General features: G+C 57.7%; 24 protein-coding genes. 12 read left to right on the top strand and 12 right to left on the bottom strand.

Features of this window, described 5'->3' with window-relative positions; all coding sequences use genetic code 11:
* From GNZ13_RS35685 to GNZ13_RS35720, 8 genes are all read left to right on the top strand, one after another.
* Nucleotides 1–794: muconate/chloromuconate family cycloisomerase (locus GNZ13_RS35685; RefSeq protein ID WP_172173386.1), on the top strand; the 794-nt coding region annotated here is incomplete at its 5' end.
* Nucleotides 795–881: 87 nt separating this feature from the next.
* Entirely contained in the window at nucleotides 882–1,160 is a 279-nt protein-coding gene (gene catC, locus GNZ13_RS35690; RefSeq protein WP_172173389.1) for a muconolactone Delta-isomerase, read from the top strand.
* Nucleotides 1,161–1,392: 232 nt separating this feature from the next.
* Nucleotides 1,393–1,620, top strand: coding sequence for a hypothetical protein (locus GNZ13_RS35695; protein WP_172173392.1), 228 nt, complete (start codon nucleotides 1,393–1,395; stop codon nucleotides 1,618–1,620).
* A 35-nt stretch (nucleotides 1,621–1,655) separates the two neighbouring features.
* A complete protein-coding gene (locus GNZ13_RS35700) occupies nucleotides 1,656–2,153 on the top strand; it encodes a restriction endonuclease (protein ID WP_172173395.1) in 498 nt (165 codons plus the stop codon).
* Nucleotides 2,154–2,540: 387 nt separating this feature from the next.
* The gene (locus GNZ13_RS35705) at nucleotides 2,541–2,786 is read left to right on the top strand and encodes an AbrB/MazE/SpoVT family DNA-binding domain-containing protein (protein ID WP_172173398.1); all 246 of its coding nucleotides are present in this window, start codon (nucleotides 2,541–2,543) and stop codon (nucleotides 2,784–2,786) included.
* Entirely contained in the window at nucleotides 2,783–3,178 is a 396-nt protein-coding gene (locus GNZ13_RS35710; RefSeq protein WP_172173401.1) for a PIN domain-containing protein, read from the top strand. The genes GNZ13_RS35705 and GNZ13_RS35710 overlap by 4 nt, the downstream gene beginning before the upstream one ends.
* Nucleotides 3,179–3,231: 53 nt before the next feature.
* Nucleotides 3,232–3,408 carry a hypothetical protein gene (locus GNZ13_RS35715; protein ID WP_172173404.1) on the top strand — a complete coding sequence of 59 codons (177 nt, stop codon included), beginning with the start codon at nucleotides 3,232–3,234 and terminating at the stop codon, nucleotides 3,406–3,408.
* Nucleotides 3,408–3,647: a hypothetical protein gene (locus GNZ13_RS35720; RefSeq protein WP_172173407.1), complete on the top strand. Its 240-nt coding sequence runs from the start codon at nucleotides 3,408–3,410 to the stop codon at nucleotides 3,645–3,647. The genes GNZ13_RS35715 and GNZ13_RS35720 overlap by 1 nt, the downstream gene beginning before the upstream one ends.
* A 217-nt stretch (nucleotides 3,648–3,864) precedes the next feature.
* Here GNZ13_RS35720 and GNZ13_RS35725 read toward each other — a convergent pair whose 3' ends face one another.
* The 7 genes from GNZ13_RS35725 to GNZ13_RS35755 form a co-directional block, all read right to left on the bottom strand.
* Nucleotides 3,865–4,200, bottom strand: coding sequence for a cupin domain-containing protein (locus GNZ13_RS35725; RefSeq protein ID WP_172173410.1), 336 nt, complete (start codon nucleotides 4,198–4,200; stop codon nucleotides 3,865–3,867).
* The gene (locus GNZ13_RS35730; RefSeq protein ID WP_172173413.1) at nucleotides 4,197–5,174 is read right to left on the bottom strand and encodes a quinone oxidoreductase family protein; all 978 of its coding nucleotides are present in this window, start codon (nucleotides 5,172–5,174) and stop codon (nucleotides 4,197–4,199) included. The genes GNZ13_RS35725 and GNZ13_RS35730 overlap by 4 nt, the downstream gene beginning before the upstream one ends.
* An 11-nt stretch (nucleotides 5,175–5,185) precedes the next feature.
* Nucleotides 5,186–5,635: a gamma carbonic anhydrase family protein gene (locus GNZ13_RS35735; RefSeq protein ID WP_328807347.1), complete on the bottom strand. Its 450-nt coding sequence runs from the start codon at nucleotides 5,633–5,635 to the stop codon at nucleotides 5,186–5,188.
* 83 nt (nucleotides 5,636–5,718) lie between these two features.
* Nucleotides 5,719–6,600, bottom strand: coding sequence for a BKACE family enzyme (locus GNZ13_RS35740; protein ID WP_172173419.1), 882 nt, complete (start codon nucleotides 6,598–6,600; stop codon nucleotides 5,719–5,721).
* A 24-nt stretch (nucleotides 6,601–6,624) separates the two neighbouring features.
* The gene (locus GNZ13_RS35745; RefSeq protein ID WP_172173422.1) at nucleotides 6,625–7,374 is read right to left on the bottom strand and encodes an SDR family NAD(P)-dependent oxidoreductase; all 750 of its coding nucleotides are present in this window, start codon (nucleotides 7,372–7,374) and stop codon (nucleotides 6,625–6,627) included.
* A gap of 12 nt (nucleotides 7,375–7,386) precedes the next feature.
* A complete protein-coding gene (locus GNZ13_RS35750) occupies nucleotides 7,387–8,301 on the bottom strand; it encodes a dioxygenase family protein (RefSeq protein WP_172173425.1) in 915 nt (304 codons plus the stop codon).
* A 237-nt stretch (nucleotides 8,302–8,538) separates the two neighbouring features.
* Nucleotides 8,539–9,561, bottom strand: coding sequence for a LacI family DNA-binding transcriptional regulator (locus tag GNZ13_RS35755; RefSeq protein ID WP_172173428.1), 1,023 nt, complete (start codon nucleotides 9,559–9,561; stop codon nucleotides 8,539–8,541).
* A gap of 128 nt (nucleotides 9,562–9,689) precedes the next feature.
* On the opposite strand from GNZ13_RS35755, the gene GNZ13_RS35760 reads away from it, so the two are divergent.
* Nucleotides 9,690–10,637, top strand: a complete 948-nt coding sequence (locus tag GNZ13_RS35760) for an ABC transporter substrate-binding protein (RefSeq protein ID WP_172173431.1) — start codon at nucleotides 9,690–9,692, stop codon at nucleotides 10,635–10,637.
* 63 nt (nucleotides 10,638–10,700) lie between these two features.
* Here GNZ13_RS35760 and GNZ13_RS35765 read toward each other — a convergent pair whose 3' ends face one another.
* Nucleotides 10,701–11,111, bottom strand: coding sequence for a RidA family protein (locus GNZ13_RS35765; protein WP_172173434.1), 411 nt, complete (start codon nucleotides 11,109–11,111; stop codon nucleotides 10,701–10,703).
* Nucleotides 11,112–11,659: 548 nt separating this feature from the next.
* Here GNZ13_RS35765 and GNZ13_RS35770 point away from each other — a divergent pair.
* On the top strand, nucleotides 11,660–12,754 hold the full coding sequence (locus GNZ13_RS35770) for a porin (RefSeq protein ID WP_172173437.1): 1,095 nt from the start codon (nucleotides 11,660–11,662) through the stop codon (nucleotides 12,752–12,754).
* A gap of 55 nt (nucleotides 12,755–12,809) precedes the next feature.
* Nucleotides 12,810–14,159, top strand: coding sequence for an MFS transporter (locus tag GNZ13_RS35775; RefSeq protein WP_172173440.1), 1,350 nt, complete (start codon nucleotides 12,810–12,812; stop codon nucleotides 14,157–14,159).
* Nucleotides 14,160–14,295: 136 nt separating this feature from the next.
* On the opposite strand, the gene GNZ13_RS35780 is transcribed toward GNZ13_RS35775, so the two are convergent.
* The 4 genes from GNZ13_RS35780 to GNZ13_RS35795 form a co-directional block, all read right to left on the bottom strand.
* Nucleotides 14,296–16,539, bottom strand: coding sequence for a xanthine dehydrogenase family protein molybdopterin-binding subunit (locus GNZ13_RS35780; RefSeq protein ID WP_172173443.1), 2,244 nt, complete (start codon nucleotides 16,537–16,539; stop codon nucleotides 14,296–14,298).
* The gene (locus tag GNZ13_RS35785; RefSeq protein WP_172173446.1) at nucleotides 16,536–16,994 is read right to left on the bottom strand and encodes a (2Fe-2S)-binding protein; all 459 of its coding nucleotides are present in this window, start codon (nucleotides 16,992–16,994) and stop codon (nucleotides 16,536–16,538) included. The genes GNZ13_RS35780 and GNZ13_RS35785 overlap by 4 nt, the downstream gene beginning before the upstream one ends.
* A gap of 14 nt (nucleotides 16,995–17,008) precedes the next feature.
* The gene (locus GNZ13_RS35790; RefSeq protein WP_172173449.1) at nucleotides 17,009–17,797 is read right to left on the bottom strand and encodes an alpha/beta fold hydrolase; all 789 of its coding nucleotides are present in this window, start codon (nucleotides 17,795–17,797) and stop codon (nucleotides 17,009–17,011) included.
* Between the two features lie 108 nt (nucleotides 17,798–17,905).
* Nucleotides 17,906–18,556, bottom strand: coding sequence for a c-type cytochrome (locus tag GNZ13_RS35795; RefSeq protein ID WP_172173452.1), 651 nt, complete (start codon nucleotides 18,554–18,556; stop codon nucleotides 17,906–17,908).
* Between the two features lie 14 nt (nucleotides 18,557–18,570).
* Here GNZ13_RS35795 and GNZ13_RS35800 point away from each other — a divergent pair, with 14 nt between their 5' ends.
* Entirely contained in the window at nucleotides 18,571–19,581 is a 1,011-nt protein-coding gene (locus GNZ13_RS35800) for an AraC family transcriptional regulator (protein WP_172173455.1), read from the top strand.
* Nucleotides 19,582–19,607 lie beyond the last annotated feature (26 nt).

The following is a 19,607-nucleotide window of genomic DNA, read 5'->3' on the forward strand; positions in this document are numbered from 1 at the left end:
TGGACGCGCAAGGCAAGCGCCTGGGCGTCCCGGTCTCGACCCTTCTTGGCGGCGCTGTCCGCAAGACGCTTCCGGTCCTTTGGACACTCGCGAGCGGTGATACACAACGAGACATCGATGAGGCAGAAACGCTGCTGGCCGAACGTCGCCACAATACATTCAAGCTGAAGATTGGACGGCGTAGTGTTCGTGACGACGTAGCGCACGTATCGCAAATCAAAGCCGCGCTTGGCGACCGCGCCAAAGTCACGGTAGACGTGAATCAGGCATGGAATGAAGTTGACGCAGCGCTGGGAATCGAAGCGCTCGAAGCTGCTGGCATTGACCTCATCGAGCAACCCACTCCGCGAGAGCAACGCGGAGCACTCGCCAGACTTGCATCGCGTTTCATCGTGCCCATCATGGCCGACGAAGCAGTAACAGGCCCGGAGGATGCTCTTGAACTCGTACGCGGTGCATGTGCGGACGTATTTGCATTGAAGATTGCGAAGTCCGGTGGAATCTACGGAATGATGCGTACAGCCGCCATTGCGGATGCAGCCGGGGTGTCCCTGTATGGTGGCACGATGCTTGAGGGCAGCATTGGGTCGGTTGCATCGGCGCACGGATTTAGCGCTCTTCCGCAACTTGCCTGGGGTACAGAGCTGTTCGGACCTCTCCTGTTGAAAGACGACATCGTCACTGCGCGTCCCCAATATCGGGACTTCGACCTTCATATGCCGGAGGGACCGGGCCTGGGCCTCCATATTGATGAAGACAAGCTCGCCTTCTACCGTCGCGACAAAAACATCTGAGCGCAGGCGCTCAACGCAGAACTAACCACTTCGATTTTTTCCTGCCAGTGAACTAGCAGGAGCGTCGTATTTTTTTGGAAGAGAACCATGCTTTATCTCGTAAGAATGGATGTACACCTGCCACACGATATGCCATCTGCTCAGGCCGATGAAATCAAGGCTCGCGAGAAGGCATACTCGCAAGAACTTCAACGGCAAGGTAAGTGGCAACAGCTGCACCGCGTGGTCGGTGAATACGCGAACTACAGTGTCTTCGACGTCGACTCGCACGACGAACTGCACACCATCCTCTCAGGTCTGCCGTTGTTTCCCTATATGACGATGAAGGTGACCGCGCTTGCAAGTCATCCGTCGTCCATCCGCTGAAGCTGCAACAGTCACACTCCCTGCTATCACGTATATGGCGTCGGATTGGGAGCCAGGCGCCGCCCTGACTGCGGAGGTCGTCGTGGCGGTGTCTGTAACCTAATCAAAACGTCGTTCAGGTGATAGTCGCTTACCGTCCGACGCCACGAGTATGAAACCTTGCAAGTAGCCTGAAACGATTGACCGGCGTGTACTAGAGTGTACTTACGACGCCTTCAACGGAGTTTCTTCCATGGATACTCATTCGATTCTGGGCATGATTCACGCCGAAGAGGCTTTACTGGTCTCCATCGTACGGTCGTTACCACCGGACATAAGACGCAACGTCGCCAACGATTTTCATGAGCAAGTCCAGCTCGCCGGGACTTCGCACCTGAATCCGACAACCGATCGAGAAGCGAGCGACGCGTTCAAGGCTCACATCAGAAGGTTGTCGATCATGCTTGCCTCGCTGTCATGAAGAGAAGTCGACCAGTCCGAGGCGCCACGTGTGGCGTGCGCGAGCGAATTGCATTTGCGTCTTGCGCCGACCATACTCGTTCCGTCGTGCATCTGCGGCTCTTTGAGCTGACTGTCGCTAGTGTCTTCAGCGATTTCGGTTACAAGGCTGCTGCAACTGCTTATTCAAACGACGGAGGAATTGACGTGGTATTGGAAGATGGCACCGGGGGAAGAATAGGTGTTCAAGTAAAAAGACAAAGAAGATCAGTGGAAGTGGAGCAACTCAGAGCCTTCTTGGGTGCCTTAACACTGGGAGGCTTTACGAGCGGTGTATTTGTATCATCTTCCCGCTTTTGCAGAGGGGCGATTCTTGTAGCACAGAGAAGCACGGAACGCATTATGCCGATCGAGATCGTCGATGCAAATCGTTTCTTCGATATGCTTGGTTTCGCCCAGTTGAACCATGCGCCAGGGCCGGAAGATTGCGGTATCACTCGAACTGACCCCTTGAAATTTCGTTGCAACAACTACAGCCACTTAAACACTCTCTGACAGAATTTTAGGGCGCAACTTCCCTGTAAGACATGGAGACAGCCGATCTTCGCGCGCCGTGTACGACAAGGCTGAGTATGCCGCGCGCCGGCACATGCTTCAGGAGTGGGCGAATATGGTCGATGCTTGAGCGCGGGGCGACGCAGCTGGTCCTAAGCCGCAAGAGTTCCCTTACGTGATGAGTCGGAAGGTGCGCGTCGCGGTTTCTGGTGAGGTAGTCGATCACTGGCCGTGGATCCCCTGCCGGCCTGATTCATGAGCCTAATTCAAGCTGTCGGCCTTGAGGATCGAGTAATAGCTGTCGGCGGACGTCTCGTCGGCGCGGAACACCTTGCGCTTCACGCTGCCTTACCTTAAAGTAAGGAAAATGAGAATCAGGAGGTGAAAATGACTTCTGCCACCGTAACATCAAAGGGACAGGTCACGATTCCCGTGGACGTTCGGACCCGTCTCGGACTGGCGACGGGAGACCGGATCGAATTCGTCCTGAATGAGGAAACCGATCGGTACGAGGTGGTGCCAGCTACGCGCTCGGTAACCGCGCTTAAGGGCGTCATCCGCAAGCCCACCAAGCCGGTGACGATTGAGGAGATGAATGCGGCGATCGCCGAACAGGGGGCCTCGGCCCGATGATCGGTCTCGATACGAATGTGTTAGTGCGATATTTCGCGCAGGACGATCCTGTGCAGGCGAAAAAAGCGGGCGCACTCATCGAGTCCCTGACGCCCGAGCGCCCCGGCTACGTCACCCAGGTGGCACTCGTCGAGGTCGTCTGGGTGCTCGGCCGGGCCTACGACGTCGAGCGCGCCGAGATCGCGCAGGTGATCGAGACGCTGCTTCGCACTAAGGAAGTGGTTGTGGAGGCGGCGGAGACGGTATGGAAGGCGCTGCGACTCTACGCGGGCTCGTCCGCAGATTTCGCTGACTGTTTGATCGAGCGAGCGTGTCATGAGGCGCAGTGCGAATACACGGCAACGTTTGACATCAAAGCGTCCAAAGCAACCGGCATGCGTCTGATCAAGTAAGGGAAAGCAGGAAAAACGCCCTGCCGGGCGTCGCAATCAACCAGAAGAGTGTCTTGAACGAGCTGACGACGCTGACGCAGCCGGAGGATCAGCGGGAAGCGGCGCTCAAATATGCACTTGAGGTGTTGGGTGCTGGGAAGGTGGTGAGGCCGACGACTTTCTGCATGACTTTGCAGGATTCGATCCTCACACGGCTTGGTGCATTGAAGAGCAATTCCCGAATATTGTGATGAACGCGTATCTCGAACTGCGGAATGACCTGCAGGACGCGATCGCCTTTCGCGAATGGGCAACGGCATACCAGAGGACCGATACGGGCGACACATTCGGCGACGATCGCAATACAGTCAGTGATATGCATCATCGGTTCAAGCCGGACATGGACGTAGCTGTGAGACGAATGAAAGAGGGCGCTGGTCGGCTTGAAGGCGATCCAGAAGGAAATGAAAACTGCACTGGCACTTCATGAACTCAAGGCGTCGCGATCGAAGGCGTGATCCGGCAGACCAGCACCGACGACGTAACCCCGCTCGCGGCTCGCCCCCCACAGTCATAGCTTTGACGACTGCACACGGGGGGCGAGATGTTCTCGCACTAGTCATGCTGCCGTCCGGAAGGCACCCGCTCCATCGTTCGTGAACTTCAACACAAATCCGTAGAGGCAAGGGTTAAAGCAGGGCAAGCAATCAGGAGAGCGGCATGGCCAGCAGCACAGTGACCGCGGTAGAAGATAAATTCCTGAGTGCCCGGGCTTCACCTGGCGCGAGGCGGCACGAATCGTTGGCGCGCAATACCTCCGTACCGGCATCCGTTTCCACGGTCAGCTCCCCTGACAACACGACGTAGTGCTTCTCGACTGCAGATGCGGAAAACGACGTATAACCACCCGGCCGAATTGTGGAAACACCAAGCCATAGCGCGTCCGATTCTCCCGCCTCATGCCCTTGCAGCCTCACGCAGCGCATCAAAAAATGGTTCTCCGGGAAGTACTCGGGCGCCGAGTCGAATCGGGTGACGTTCATGGCTTGAGCAGGACACGGTCGGTGCTACCGCGCAACACTGCCTGATAGGCACGAACGGCATCGTCGATCGAGAATACAGACTCCTGGTTGATTGGAAACGGCTTCAGCTTTCCGCTGACAAACAGGGGGAGCAACTGGTCCAGGATTTGGGCGCCATCAATGCTGTCCAGTGCAAGCGTGTCGATTCCGACGTACGTGTGCTGACCACGGTAGAAAGCAAAGATGTCGAACGGGACCGCACGATCGAGCGTGGAGATGAAGATTTGCGTGCCGCGCTTTGCTAGTGCTGCGTTGGCCTGTTCGAAATACGGACTGCCAACCGTGTTGTAGACAATGTCGGCGCCGTGGCCGCCCGTATTCTCACGCACGATCTCTGCAATCTTTTGCGATGATGCATCGATCATGATCACTTCGCCATTCGCATGCCCGAGATAGTTTTGAGCGGTGCGTTCGACACCAAATACCTTTGCACCAGCGTTCGTCGCAAGCTGAATGGCTGCTTGACCCACTTTGCCGTTTGCGCCGAACACAAGTACGACATCGCCCTTTTTCGCACCCCCGGCACGTCGCAGTCCTTCATATGCCGTAATGAACGGAACGCCAATGGAACCCGCTTCCTCCATCGACAGATTGGCGGGCTTCTTGCGCACACCAGCAGTGGGAACGGTCAGATAGTGGCCATGTGAACCGTTGCGCCGAATACCGAGCTCTCCTCCGCTTCCCCAAACCGCCTGGCCGATCAGATCAGAAGGGCCATCGAGAACAATCCCTGCATAATCGCGGCCAGGTGTACGGGGCCACACCGCATGCGGCATGCCGCCAAGCACAGCCTTCACGTCGCTCGGGTTGACACCCGCGCTCACCACTTGTACCAGGCATTCTCCGGCGTCGGCGGTCGGTGCAGACTGGGGAGCGATATTCAGGTCGAGTGAATCTACGTTGGCGCTGGGCGCCGTAACATGCACTGCTTTCATCTTTGGTATTCCTAAAATGTCAAAGTAACGAATTGATTGGTCTTATAGCGATCAATAAGTGCGACATAGCGCGAAGCGGCCAAGCCCAAACTTGTGCGTTCCTCATCGGTGAGGGGGCGCAGCAAGCGCGCAGGGCTTCCCGCCCAAAGTTCTCCAGTGCGGACGATTTTGCGCGGTGACAGCACGGCGCCGGCGGCAAGCATGCCCCCGGATTGGACGACGGCGCCGTCCAGGACGCGCGCCCCGAAGCCGACAAAGGAGCCATCTTCGAGTGTGCAGGCGTGCAGGATCGCGCCGTGACCGACGGTGACGTCATCGCCAACAATTGTCGGCAGCCCGTTGGTCGTGCCGTGAACGATCGATCCATCCTGGATGTTGGTCCGTCGTCCAATTGAGATCTTCTGGACGTCACCGCGCAAGACACAGTTGAACCAGATGGACGACTGTTCGCCGATCGTCACGTCCCCGATGAGTTGTGTACCCCGAGCCACGAAAGCGCTGGGGTCGACTGACGGAACGAGAGGCAAGGAGCTCAGGGCTGTATTCACCGGCGCAGCCCCAACTGTTCGCGTGCTTCCTGGGCGGTCGCCAGCTCGCCGCCAAGGGAATGCACAATGTCGCTTGCCCGTTTGACGAGCGCGGCGTTGCTTTCCGCCAGCACGCCGTGGGAAATGTAGATGTTGTCTTCAAGGCCCACGCGGACATGACCGCCTGCCAGCCACGCCTGAGCAACCATGGGAAACTCGAAGCGGCCGACGCCAAACGCGGCCCATTGTGCGCCTGCGGGCAGCAGGCTACGGGCGTACATCACGGACTCGGGTGAAGCGGAGAATCCATACTTCACGCCCATCACGAAAGTCCACAACCCGGGACCTTCCAGAGCACCTGATTTGATCAGGTCCAGTGCGAGATGCATGTCGCCTGAATCAAAAATCTCGAGTTCAGGTTTGACGCCGGCTTCCCGGATCACTGCCGCCATGCGCGTGACGTTCTTCGGCGTATTGATGACGACATCCGCACCAGAGTTCATGGTGTTCAAATCGAGGCTGCAGATGTCGGGGCGCAGCGCCAGGATATGTTCGACACGATCTTCGGGGCGCATCAGCGTCGTTCCAAGGGCCGCAACTTTGGGATCGTCATCGCTCGGGATAAAGCGCCCACCAGGTCCCGTCGTCAGGTTGATGATGACGTTAGTGTCTTTTGCGCGAATGCGTTGAATGACTTCGCGGTACAGCTCAATGTCCATCGAGGGGCGACCGGTTTCGGGGTCCCGCACGTGGATGTGTACCACTGCCGCGCCGGCGCGTGCTGCATCGAGCGATGCGTTGGCAATTTGCTCAGGGGTAACTGGCAGGCCAGGGTGTTGCTCGGGTTTGGTCAGATTCCCGGTTACCGCGCAGGTGATGATGGTCTTGCGTGAATGCATTTGTTACCTCGGAACGAGTTTGAACTAGTTCAGTCGGCGACCGCCATCGACGACGAGCGTCACACCAGTCGTGAATTTCAGGTGAGTGGCGCACGCCTCGATCGCGGCTGCGATGTCATCGGGGGTTCCGATTCGACCGAGCGGGGTGGTTGCCGCCACCTTGTCATTGAAATCTGCCCCGCGGCCTGGCACGAATGTCGTATCGACAACGCCGGGAGATACATTCACAACCCGGATCCGTGGTGCCAGCGCACGGCCAAGAGATACCGCCATGATGTCGAGGCCGGCTTTCGCTGCGCAGTACGCGATGTTGCTGCCAACGCCGGTCGTGGCCGAGATCGAAGACACATTCACGACCAACCCGTCGCCCGACTCAGCGAGCAGCGTGTGGAACGCCCGGAGGGCGGCAAACTGACCTCGCCAGTTCACCTTGAACATGTCGTCGATCAGATCATCAGTCAACGCGTCGAGGTTGTCGTGTTTGACCGGTTGCGTGAAGCCGGCGGCGTTGACCAGGATGTCGGCACGACCATAGCGGTGGCGCACAGTGCCGGCGAGATCGTTGAGCGTAGCGCTATCGGTGATCGATGCAAGTGCAGCGCAATGTCCTTCCCCCGGCAAGCCTTCGGCCACAGTTCGCGCGTGCGAGAGATCGTCTCGACCGACTACGACAACGCAAGCGCCCGAAAGTGCAAGCCGGTGTGCCGTCGCGGCGCCAATGCCGCCGGTGCCGCCAAGGATGACTGCTACCTTCTCGTCTAACGTTTGGGACATGGGAAGTTCCTCCTATTTGATTGGCGGCGTGGGGTAGGTCGGAGCGCCTTCCGCGAGCACGAATTTGCAATGGAGCGTGTAGTACGGCGCCTTCTGCTCGGGATGAGGGCCGGTGCTCGCCTCATGGCGCTCGAATTTGCCAACCAGATCGCGCGTGACGCCGAAGACGACGTCGGAGTCCAGGTACTCGGCGTCGTCGGCAAAGATCTGCGAGATGAGTGTCGAATGGCCTTCCGCGATAACTACGAAGTGCAGGTGAGCCGGCCGGTACGGGTGTCGATGCTGTATGCGGAGCAGCTCGCCGACTGGTCCGTGGGTGGGTACCGGGTAGCCGGCCGGCCTCAAGCTCTGGAAATGGAACTGGCCGTTCGTGTCGGTAAAGAAATGGCCCCTCAGGTTCATGTCCGGTTGGGTCGGATCCTGATTCTCGTAAAGGCCGACCGGCGATGCCTGCCACACATCGATCTTCGCGTTGCGGATCGGCTCTCGCCGTGTATTCAAGACTTGCCCGCTGACAAAAATGCGCGCTCCAGACGCATTGTCCTGAACGATCGACGCGCCGAGCTCATAGTGCGGCGAGCCGCCACGAAAGAACGGCCCGAGCAAGGCGCCGCCCGTTCGCTCCTCATGCGCTGAGTTGTTCAGCACTTTGACCAGAGTGGACAGGCCAAGCACGTCCGCCAACAGCACGACTTCGTTGTGGCTGTCCGTGCAGGTCAAGCCCACGTTTTTCAGAAAATCCAGGCCCTGCTCGAACTCCTCGTCGCTCAGCTTGACCTGATTCAGGAACGCGTGGCCGTGTTCTACGAGCGCGTTCAGGATTTCCTTCAGGCGCGGGCTTTCGGTCTTGCTCATGGCGGCAAGTACGATGCCCGTCACCGATGCGGCATCGCTAACGATGCTGTTGCGTTGTTCAGATTCCGTCATCTCACGTCTCCTGTGCAATCGATTGCATGATAGTCCAACAGATTCCGGCTGTCAAAAACTCTTCTTTTACGTGCGTTATATGATCGAGGCGTGGACGGCTGGATGTGATTTGGAGCTATATTGGCAATCGTTTGCAGCATCAACTACGAATTTGCGGCGTGCTTAGGCTCGACGTAGGTGTGCCGCCGGGAAAAAGGGTCGGGAAGAACGCGCGGCACTACGCCGCGCGGACGGTGGCTATCTGGCGATCGTGGATTCGCGGACGACGAGTTCAGGCCTCAGTACAACGTTGACATATGCCGTTGTACTGCCATCGAGATTTTCCAGCATCAAGATCGCGGCACGAACCCCCATTTCGTACAGAGGGATGCGTACGGTAGTCATCGGAGGGGCAACGGAATCCATCAGTGGGATATCGTTGTGGCCGACGATTGAAATGTCCTGAGGGCACCGGAGACCGCGTGCGCGAATGGCGTCGTAGCAGCCGAGCGCAAGCAGGTCGTTGGCGGCGACGATGGAAGTGATACCGGGATGGGGCTCAAGCAGCATGTCGCATGCGGCACGACCTTCGTCACGGGAGAACGCTTTGGATTCGAACACCGGACATTCGGCTATCGTTAGGCCGTTCTCCCGGATTGCTTCAAGGAAACTCCGGTGGCGCTCGTAGCCGGTCGACAGATCACTTGGGCCGGCGACGTGAGCAATGCAGGTATGACCAAGCTCCGACAAATGCGTTACCGCCTGCAGCATCGCCAACTGGTTGTCACTGATGACACAGGAAGCGCGGCCACTGTATTCACTTCGATTGACGACTACTACCGGTATTCCCATCTCAAGACAATGCTCCAGGATGGGGTCGTTGCGGCCGGAAGTCGCCAGGATCAAGCCGTCAACCTGACGCTCGACCATCTGATCGATAACGAACAGTTGCCGTTCCTTTCCACCTTCGGCGTTTGCGATCAACGGAACGAACCCCTTTTTGGCGAGTTCGTCTTCAATGCCGCGCAGAATGGGTGGAAATACCTGGTTGGCAATATCCGGCTGCACGACGCCAATGATGCGGGAGCGCCCGGTGTGAAGGGTGGCGGCGTTCCGGTTTGGGGAGACATTCAGTTGTCTTGCAGTCCTGAGGACCTGCTCGACCACAGCTTCGCTGATCAGATGGCGAGTCTCAGGGTTCAACACGCGCGAGACCGTGGACATATGAACGCCAACGGATTCCGCTAATTCCCTGAGGGTCGTCCGCTTTTTTCTCGTCATGGTTACGATAACGCGGTGTCAGTTGCCGCGCTCCAGCTAGTTAAGGGTGCTTCCGCTGTGGCGCCTTGACGACGCGTGGTTCCTCCAAGTAGCATGCAATCGATTGCAACAGCCAAACAGGGTGGAACGTGGAAGGGAATCTGAATGCTTTTACTGTCCTCGGCTTCGAGGGCGCATTTAACTTGCCGATATGGGTTGGTCAAAAACGGCAGTACTTCGAAAAGTACGGACTGGACGTCGGTCTCGAGTATGTAAAGGGTTCCGTCGACATGATCAACCGCATGACGTCCGGCTCCGCGCACGTAGCCTTGACAAGTGTGGACAACGTACTCGCATACAGGGGCGGGCAGGGAGAGACCGCGGACGGAAGTGCTCCTGATCTGGTTGCATTCATGGGAGGCGATCATGGTTTCCTGTCTTTGATGGCGAAATCGGAGGTCACGTCTGTGTCGCAGCTGCGAGGCAAAACTCTTTCGGTCGATGCACTGACAACCGGCTTTGCGTTCGTGCTGAGGGAAATCCTTGTGGCGAACCAGATCGCGGTGACCGACGTGACATTCGATGCAGCTGGAGGCACCGGTAATCGCTATCGCGCATTGGTCGCCGGAAAGCACGATGGGACGCTGGTACGCTCTCCTTTTGAGCGCCTGGGAGAGCGCCAAGGGCTTAACGTGCTGGTGCATGGCAGTTCGCTGTTTTCTGACTACCTGGGTACGGTTGGTGCGGTCATGCAGTCGTGGGCCTCTAAAAATCAAGATCAACTTATCGCATTCATTCTGGCCTACCGGGAAGCATTGAACTGGATCTTCGAAGTTAGTAACAACGACGCTTCAGTCGAAATACTGCGAGAAGAGTTCGTTGACCTGACGGACGACGATGCCCGCGCAGTACTCGAGGATCTGATCGATCCGGCTCACGGACTCATTCGCGATATGAGCATTTCAGACGCGGCTCTGGAGCAGGTCTCGCGCATTCGCGATGCCCACGCGCTTGTATCGACAAACCAATCGCGCCACGGCTGTGTGGATCGTCAGTATCTTCAAATGGCCCAAAATTCGACTCGCTGGGCGCGTTAGGCCACGGTGCCGGACTGAAGCAATTGGGCGGAGATGCTCCTGCATCTCCGCCCGTTCAGGTACTCAGTCGACTACTGCAATAGCCTGCACCTCGATCAGCATTTCCGGTTTGGCCAAGCCCACCACCGTAATCAACGCGCTCGCGGGAAAGTTGTCCCCAAAAATCTCCTTGCGAATTTTGGTGAATTGATCGCCAAAGCGCGAATCCGTAATTGAAACCGTCATCGTGACGATATCCGCGAGCGTTCCACCGGCTTGATCGAGCGTCTTGGCAATCCGGGAGAAGATCTCCCATGCTTGCCCCGAAAAATTCCCTGCCAGGGAGTTGCCATGTTCGTCGTCGACCACAGTTTGTCCCGCCAACCACACGATCTTGCCCCCCTGCGTAATGACTGCCGGGGAGTACGCGCGCTCTTGCGCGCCATCGCGTTTGATATAGCTTCGAACGTGTTTCTTCTGCGCATCATTTGTCATACATACCTCGCTTTCATTGACTTGAAGTAAACCGGAACGTGCTGCATGTAGGTCGTGAGCGCCCCTCATGGTCGCGGAGACACGGCAGTCGCGAGTGACCGGGAGGCGCGAGTGACCGGGAGGCGCGCGCGATGCAGGCGGGATTGAAGCGGGTCGCTTAGCCGCGGTTGCGATCCCGAACTCCACGTTCACTACCACTTGAGACTGCAAACGATTGCAGCATAGTGATTGAAGCCAGAGTTGTCAAAAGGCTTTTGATCCAGGGTTTTCCCTTTCTACAGACGTAAATAGACCCTATGTGTCGCATTATTTTGAGTTCGCTCGGAGCAATTCTGCTGGTAAACCATAGTTTGTATTCTGCAATCGATTGCAATAAATTCGCTTTTGCAGACTTTTGGCACAAGCAGTCGCCGGAGCTGGCATGTGGGCCGGCGTTGCGTCAATAGCCAAACCCGGCGAACAAGATCTTTGACCTCAGGGGCGTTGCGTATGAAGTACACCGAACAGAACAAGCGAGACCAGTCCTTCTTTTCACCGGAGACGATGCAATGAGTACGGCCAGTAAAACGGTCCTTGCCGCAGCCGTACTTTCCGCTTCCGCTTCATGCATGGCTGCTGACAGCGTGACGCTGTTCGGCTATCTGAACACCGACATCGAGAACGTACGAGGGAGTGGCGGAAAGGGTATTCCGTCCACCTGGCGGGAGTCGAACAACCTGTCGTTCCTGGGCATGAAGGGAACGGAGGATCTCGGTGGAGGTTGGCGTGCGTTCTTCCAGATTCAGGGGAATGTCTTCCTCAATCGAGGGGCCGGTGGCGTGAATGACCGCGACACCTATGTCGGTCTTGGTGGTCCCTATGGTCAGGTATCGATGGGATTTCAATTGACACCTTACCGTGCCTCGACGTGGCTTCCGATCGATCCATTCTTCATGAACACAATCGCCGGTGCGAACAGCATCATGGGCAATGGCTTCTTCCCCGGTGGGAACGCACAGGGAAGTTCGTCGTTCGACCGCCGGCAGGCCAACGGCGTACTTTATACGTCGCCGAACTGGCACGGCTTGACGGGACAATTGATGTATTCGCTGCCCAATGAGAAAACAGCGACGCAAACGCCGTCGCTGTTGTCGACGTCTTTGGCATACCAGACCGGCTCTGTCTATCTGTCTTACGCGTACGAACAGCACAACAGCTATTTTGGGCCTGGCACCACGGATAGTGGACACCGGTTCGGTATCGCCTACACGTATAACAGTCTGAGTGTCCGCGGCGCTGCCGAACGTCTGCATTACGAGCCGACGCCGTCCACTTACACGAACCGTTGGGCATGGCAGTTGGCTGCCGTGTACCAATGGACTGTGCAATCGATCAAGGTTTCATACATCCAGGCGCAGGCGGCAACAGGGAATGCGACTGTTCCCATTGGCGGTATCGGACGGCCCGGTGTGGATTCCGGTGCTCGCCAGATATCGGTGGGTTACGACTACGCGCTTTCCAAGCGCACCACCCTGTACGCGGTGTTTAGCCGACTGATGAATCGAGCCGGTACTTCATACAACTACTCGACGAACCCATTGCCGGGTTCCGTGACCGGTATGACCCTCACCGGATTCGGCGTGGGCATCGCGCACTCGTTTTGATCTACTCGTTTTGGTCGATTACCCGAAGCGTTTCACACGCAATAGGAGCATTAGGATGCTAGCAACACAATCCATCTCGGTTCGAGCGTTCATTAACGGGCGGAAGATGTCGGGATTTCAGATAAGAACACTCGTTCTCTGTTTTCTGATTCTTGTCCTGGATGGCTACGACACGGTCGTGGTTGGCTTCATTGCCCCCGCACTCAAATCACATTTTGGGGCAAGCCCGGTGCACTTCGCGCCGGTGTTCGGCGCCGGATTCTTCGGCCTCGCCATCGGTTCGTTCGTCTTCGGGCCGGTTGCGGATCGCTTTGGACGAAAGACTACGCTGATTTGCGCGGTTCTCCTGTTCGGTCTGTTCAGCATTCTTTCGTCGACGGCCACATCGCTCGAGACATTGATCGCGCTGCGTTTCGTGACCGGCCTCGGATTGGGCGGAGCGATGCCGAACGCCTATACGCTGGCCGCTGAATATAGTCCGGACCGCATGCGCTCGACGCTCATCGCACCCCTTGGATGCGGCATCTCCGCAGGCGGTGTGTTGGGTGGTCTCGTCGCATCGCATATGATCAGCCACTACGGTTGGCAATCGATGCTGCTTCTGGGTGGCGTACTCCCTTTGCTGTTGTCCGTATTTCTGATCGTCTGGTTACCGGAGTCGGCGTGTTATCTGGTGGCACGTGGCCGCCAGTCCGATGCGCATGCCATCATTCAGCGCATCGAACCGCAAACGCCGCTGGGCGATACGCGCCTTACGCTCGATGAAGAACCCGCTCGGGGATTCCCGCTGAGCCATCTGCTGCGTCCCGGGCTTCGCGGTGGCACCATGCTTCTCTGGGTCACGGGATTCATGGCTTTGCTGGCCGTCTATTTTCTCGGCAACTGGTTGACCCTATTGATCCAGGAGAGCGGCGTGCCGTTCGGCCGTGCATCGCTCATGACGGCACTCTATTTGACTGGTAACGGTCTCGGTGCGATCTTCCTCGGGTTCTTGATGGACCGGATGAATCCGCAGTACGTGGTGGCCGGCGCGTTCCTTTGCGCAGCAATTTGCCTCGCGTCGTTCGGTCATCTGACGGAGATTCCGGCGCTTGCGCTGGTCGCGCTCTTCTTGACTGGTGTCGGCACCGGCGGCGCGATGACGGGAACAAGTATCCTGTCCACGAGTTTCTATCCGACAGCGACACGAGCCACCGGCGTGGCGTGGACTTTGGGGATGGGGCGAGTGGGCTCGATTGTTGGCTCGATGATCGGTGGTGTTATGCTCGCCGCGCAATGGGCGCCCACGGTGATGTTCGCCGTGGTGTCTGTTCCGATCGTTGTAGCCGCAGTCAGCGTCTACGGACTTGCATTCTATCGTCGTCGATATCCGATGCCCGTAGCAACGGTTCTTTCAACGCAATAAGACGGTCTGCGGCCGGGAAAGTCGGGGCAGGGCATCGATATCCCTGGATAGTGTGGCTCACATTGTTCGCTATGTGAGCCGCAGCGTCGAAATATCTCGACGTCCCCGCTCTGGGTCCGCTTTGCCGGTTACAGGGTCAGACGTTCCGAGACGCTTTGAATTGCTCTGCGGTGAATGGCGTTTTCCGAATGCGAACGCCCGTGGCGTGAAAGATGGCATTTCCCACAGCCGGGGCAATCGTCAGCGCCGTCGGCTCGCCTGCGCCGACCGGTGCCTTGTCCGGGCGGTCGATCAACGAGATGGTCACTTCTGACGGGCATTCGCTGAATCGCAGGATCGGGTAGCTAGCCCAGTCGAGGGTGAGCATTTCTTTCGAGCTAAAGCGCACTTCCTCCTTCAGCGTACGACTGAGCGTCTGCACGACGCACCCCTGAATCTGATTGCGCAAACCATCGGGATTGACGATCAGGCCGCAGTCATGCGCGACGAATACACGTGTCACCCGCGTTTCGCCACTTTTCATGTCGAGCGTTACGCTGCACACCGTTGCAACATAGGCGCCTCCCGGTTCGAGTTGCGCGACACTGACGCCGATGCCTTCCCGGCTCGGCGCTCCAGTCCGATTTGCCTGTTTCCGACGAGATATCCAGTTTGAGAGTCGCCTGACTTCCTCAAGCACCGCGATAGCGCGCTCGTCGCGCAGATGCGCAATTCGGAAATCGATCGGATCGCGATTCGCCAGATTTGCCAGTTCGTCGAGAAACGACTCATTGGCAAACGTGTTGGGAACGGCACCCAAACCACGCATGGCTGAGGGCCGCAGGGCGCCATCCGGAAGCCAGCGCACGACGACCCGTTCGTTCGGGAAGGTGTAAAGCGTTCTCGCGCAATGATCGCCGCCGATTCGGACCGGCTTGGGCGGTAAGCCCATCATTCGCCCGGGTAGCAGGTTCCCTGCGCTACCCATCGGACGGGAGATGTGGGTCGGTGTCGATACCATGTACGACCAGCTCCGGATCTTTCCGTCCGGACCGACACTTCCCTCTACTTTGGACTCCGTAGCGGGGCATTTCGGATCCCAGCCGTGCTCGTCATTGCGCATCCATTGAACGCGCACTGGGCGTCCGAGCGCCTGAGACACGACTGCCGCCTCGGCCGACGCGTCGTCAGCCCCATTCTGACCGTAGCAGCCCGCACCTTCGGTCCAAATCACGCGGACTTTGTCCTTCGGCAGGCCGATCAAGGCAGCAATGGCATCACGCAGCGGAAATGAACCCTGCGTGGCAGACCATACGACAGTGGAGTCGTGTTTGACATCGGCGACACCACACGACGGGCCGATCGAGCCGTGGGTCTGGTACGGTGTACGGTACGTCGCGCTCAAGCGCATCCTGCTTTGACTGAACGCAGTGTCAGCATCGCCAATCTTGCGTAGCTCGTCAACATGTCCATTGGCCGCGCGCATGGCGTCATAGACAGCCGAGCTATCAATGCCATTTGCCGGCGTTTTCCACTCAATGGTCAAAGCACGCGATGCGGCAACCGCCTGAAATTCCTGCTGGCAAACTACTGCAACGAAGTCGCGTTTGACAACGATATCGATAAAGCCCGGTAATTCCGCCACACTTTTGCGGTCCACCTTAACTAGCGTTGATCCGGTGATCGGTGGGTGAATGACACGCGCATGGACCATCCCGGGCAAGCGAAGATTCTGCAGGTAGGGATGACTTCCTTTCACCTTCCCAGGCAAATCCACGCGAGGCACCGGCTTGCCGATCACTGAGAATTCACGGACCCGCTTGAGTGGTACCGCTTCGTCTACCGTCAAGGTGGCCCATTCGGCGGGGACCAGGTCGCGATAGGCTGCGGATCGATTAGGATCGGTGGTCACGTAGACGCGCCCGGCGCGAGTCGACAACTGATCTGCAGGAATGCCGAAAACGTTCGACGCCCGGGCGATGAGAAGCGCGCGTGCAGTCGCAGCAGCTTTGCGCACCGGTAGTGTGCTGGATTTCATTGTCTGACTACCTACGGTCGGACCTTGATCAACCGCCAATGACGTATCGCCCATCGTGACAACGATGTTGTCTATGGATACGTCGAGCTCTTCGGCTACGAGCTGGGCCAATGCGGTTTGCATACCCGTTCCCAGCTCAACCTTGCCGGCGTGAAGCGTGACGTTTCCGTTGTTGCCTATCGCGAGCCAGGCGGCTACATGTGTGGGGTCCTGAGTTTTTCCCGCGGCGATTGCATCGGTGATGCCGCGGCCGCCGACTTCAGCCCCTTGCACGAGAGCTGAGCGCTCCAGCAAGACCACCGGCAGCGCGAACGAAATGGCGAGGCCGCCTCCAAGTCTAAGAAACTGGCGACGATTCGTCATGCCGGCTTACCTCCCGCCGCCTCTTCGACCGCGTCCAGAATTCGCAGATGTGTTCCACAGCGGCAGAGATTGCCATCGAGCGCCGCGACGATTTCATCTCGCGTCGCATGCGGCCTTTGCTTAAGAAGCGCTGCGGAGGCCATCACCATCCCATTGATGCAATAACCGCACTGGGCCGCCTGATGCTTGATAAAGGCAGCGATGACGCGATTCTGCGGGCGCTGCGCCGCCAGGGCTTCCACCGTTGTCACCGGTTGCGATACGGCGGATATCGGAATGACACAGGAACGAATCGCGTCATCGCCCAGGTGCACGGTGCAAGCACCGCATTGTGCCAAACCACATCCGAACTTTGGCCCGTTCAGCTTCAGTTCATTGCGCAATACGTAGAGCAACGGCGTTTCAGGACTCGACGTTGTATCGTGTGGCGCTCCGTTGACGATGATTCTCTTCATCACATTGACTCCGATCAGCCGGTATACCGAAGCAGAAAATCTCGCAGTGGACGATTGACGAATTGAGGATGAGTGAGGCAGGGCGCATGTCCCGCATTTTCCACGGTAACGAACTCCTTCAAATTCGGTAGTCCGTTCGCCAGCGATCGGCCATGCTCGATGTTGATGGCCGGATCGCACTCTCCGTGAAAGACAATGGCAGGACAAGTAATCTCGGCAAGGCGCTCCGTAATATCGTCCCGGCCGGTCAGTGCTTCGACAGGATGGTCGAATCCTGCCCGCGGAATTTTGTGCCAGGCGTCGACCCATCCGGCGGCGTCGAAATCTTCACCAATGAGTAGTGTCCGAAGGTTCTCGGCAACAGGACCGGCGCCGTTGTTCGACCACGTCTTCTTCAGATGGTTGAACGAATCAATGACGGGTTGTGCATCGACGCCGGATCTCGTCGAAATCAAACAGATTGCCCGGAAACGCGCCGGCTCGAGGAGTGCCGCGCGCATTGAAAGAAAGCCGCCTTGTGACATGCCAACCAACGCTGCGGATGCGATCTCGAGATGATCGAGAAGCCCGAGGAGATCGAGTGCCGAATCCCAGAAATCAAACGATTGGTGAACCGGGCCGGTCTTCCCGAAACCCCGTTGGTCCCACGTGATGCAGCGGAAATGGTCCTTCAATACTGCGATGTTGGTGTCGAACATCGACCCATCCATCAGAAAACCGTGTGAGAAGACGACGGCAGGTTTATCGACGTTACCCGTGTCCGTATAGGAAAGATGCAAGCCGTTCCGTTTGAATTGCGGCATGGTGGCCAGGCCCTCGTTGTCGTTAAGTGGCGGTGTGATGATCGGTGCAAGGTTGCAAGCACATTTCAACGTTTCCGCGGCTTCCCGACTTACCGGATGATCCGATTTTCATGGTGCCTTCAAACTGGACATATAGAGGGCGACCGCGCTGATTTCCTCGGGTGACAGCAGGGGGGCAATGGTTGTCATGGGTTTCCCCTTCGCTCCGCGGCGACCTTCCTTATACGCGCGGAGCTGCTTCTGAAGATACTCCGCATGCTGCCCGGCCAGACGCGGGAATGCCCCGGGGATTCCAGTACCGTTGGCGCCGTGGCATGCGATGCACGCCGGCGCCCCTTGCTGACTCCCGTTCGTGTATACCCGAAACCCACGCGCCAGCGTTGCGGCAGTCACTGAATCCTTGCTCGTTTCGTTACGCGGAACTTGCTTCGAATACCACGTTGCAAGCGAGTGAATATCATCGACCGAAAGATCTGCCGCTGCGCGCTCCATCAGCGGATTATGGCGTAATGGACCGTGACCATCCGATCCTTTGAACATCATAAGCTGGCGAGTAAGGTAGTCCGGATGTTGCCCTGCGAGTGAAGGAATCGTATCGACATTGCTGTTCCCGTCGACTGTATGGCACGCGGCGCAGCGCTGAACAGCGAGCTCCGGCGCTCGGCCCCACAATTCTTCGGCGTGCGCGTTGGTGGCGAAGAAGAGCAGCGCACTGGCACCCGTCACGAAGTGACGAAAAAATTCAGTATGACTTCCCATTGACGCGCCCGACCATGCTGTTTATCTTGCTGAAGGTTATTGCAGCAATCGCGCACCGGATGCTCAAATTGATCGGAAATTTACCGGATAGTCCTGCGATCGGATCCGTTGAAGTCGCGAGGCAACAGGAGAGAGGCATGGAACATTTGGACGATCCTATCGGGCACGGGAAGCCCGCGTGGATCCTGCAGGGCGCGTTTGGGCGCGCCAGCGTGAATTACACCCGGCGCGCACTGGTCGCACATGCACACGCGCAGTACCAGTTTCTATTCAAGCTCGGTGGCAGCGACAGTCACTTCCAGGTCTGTGATCGACCCTACGTCCTTTCAGACGGCGGGGCGATTCTCATCAATCCTTGGGAGTCCCACTCGAAGCCGGAGATTGGGGCGACTCCGGAAGTGGTGCTGTCGCTCGTCATAGAAGTCGACTGGCTGCGAGCGTCTCTTAAGCTTCCGGAAAGTCTCACGACACGTATCTTCCGATCGCCGTGCGTCGTCTGTACTCCGGACGTTCGACATCACGTGAACCGGTTGGCGGCGTCCATGACGAATCCCGTAGGCAATCACGGAGATTCTCAGACCATGTTGACCGATCTGGTAGACGCTGTGGTACGGGATTTCGCCGACCCGGAGCTGACGTCGGGTTTCAGGGGGACAGGAAAGGCGGCCGACTTTCGAATCCGGAAGGCGCTGGATTACATCAACAAGAACGCCGTGCAGAATCTCTCGGTAGCTACGGTCGCTGAGTATGTGGGGCTTTCGCGGTCCCGATTCTTTGAACAGTTCAGAAACTGTGTTGGCATCCCGCCACAGCGTTACATTGATTGGATGCGCATGACGTTGGCCATTGAGCTTCTCACGACCACAAGCCGGCCGCTTATCGACGTTGCGCTGGAGTTGGGATTCGAGCAGCACAGTCACTTTACGCGCTTCTTCACGCAGCATATGGCGCTTCCGCCCAGCGAATTTCGCCGCCGTGCCGTGAACGTCGAGGCCGATCCCATGGCTGAAACCTCTCCAGTCTGATCGGTGTGCCGGAAGACGCCACCGCT

Origin of the sequence: Paraburkholderia elongata (assembly GCF_013177735.1) — a bacterium.
Classification (GTDB): domain Bacteria; phylum Pseudomonadota; class Gammaproteobacteria; order Burkholderiales; family Burkholderiaceae; genus Paraburkholderia; species Paraburkholderia elongata.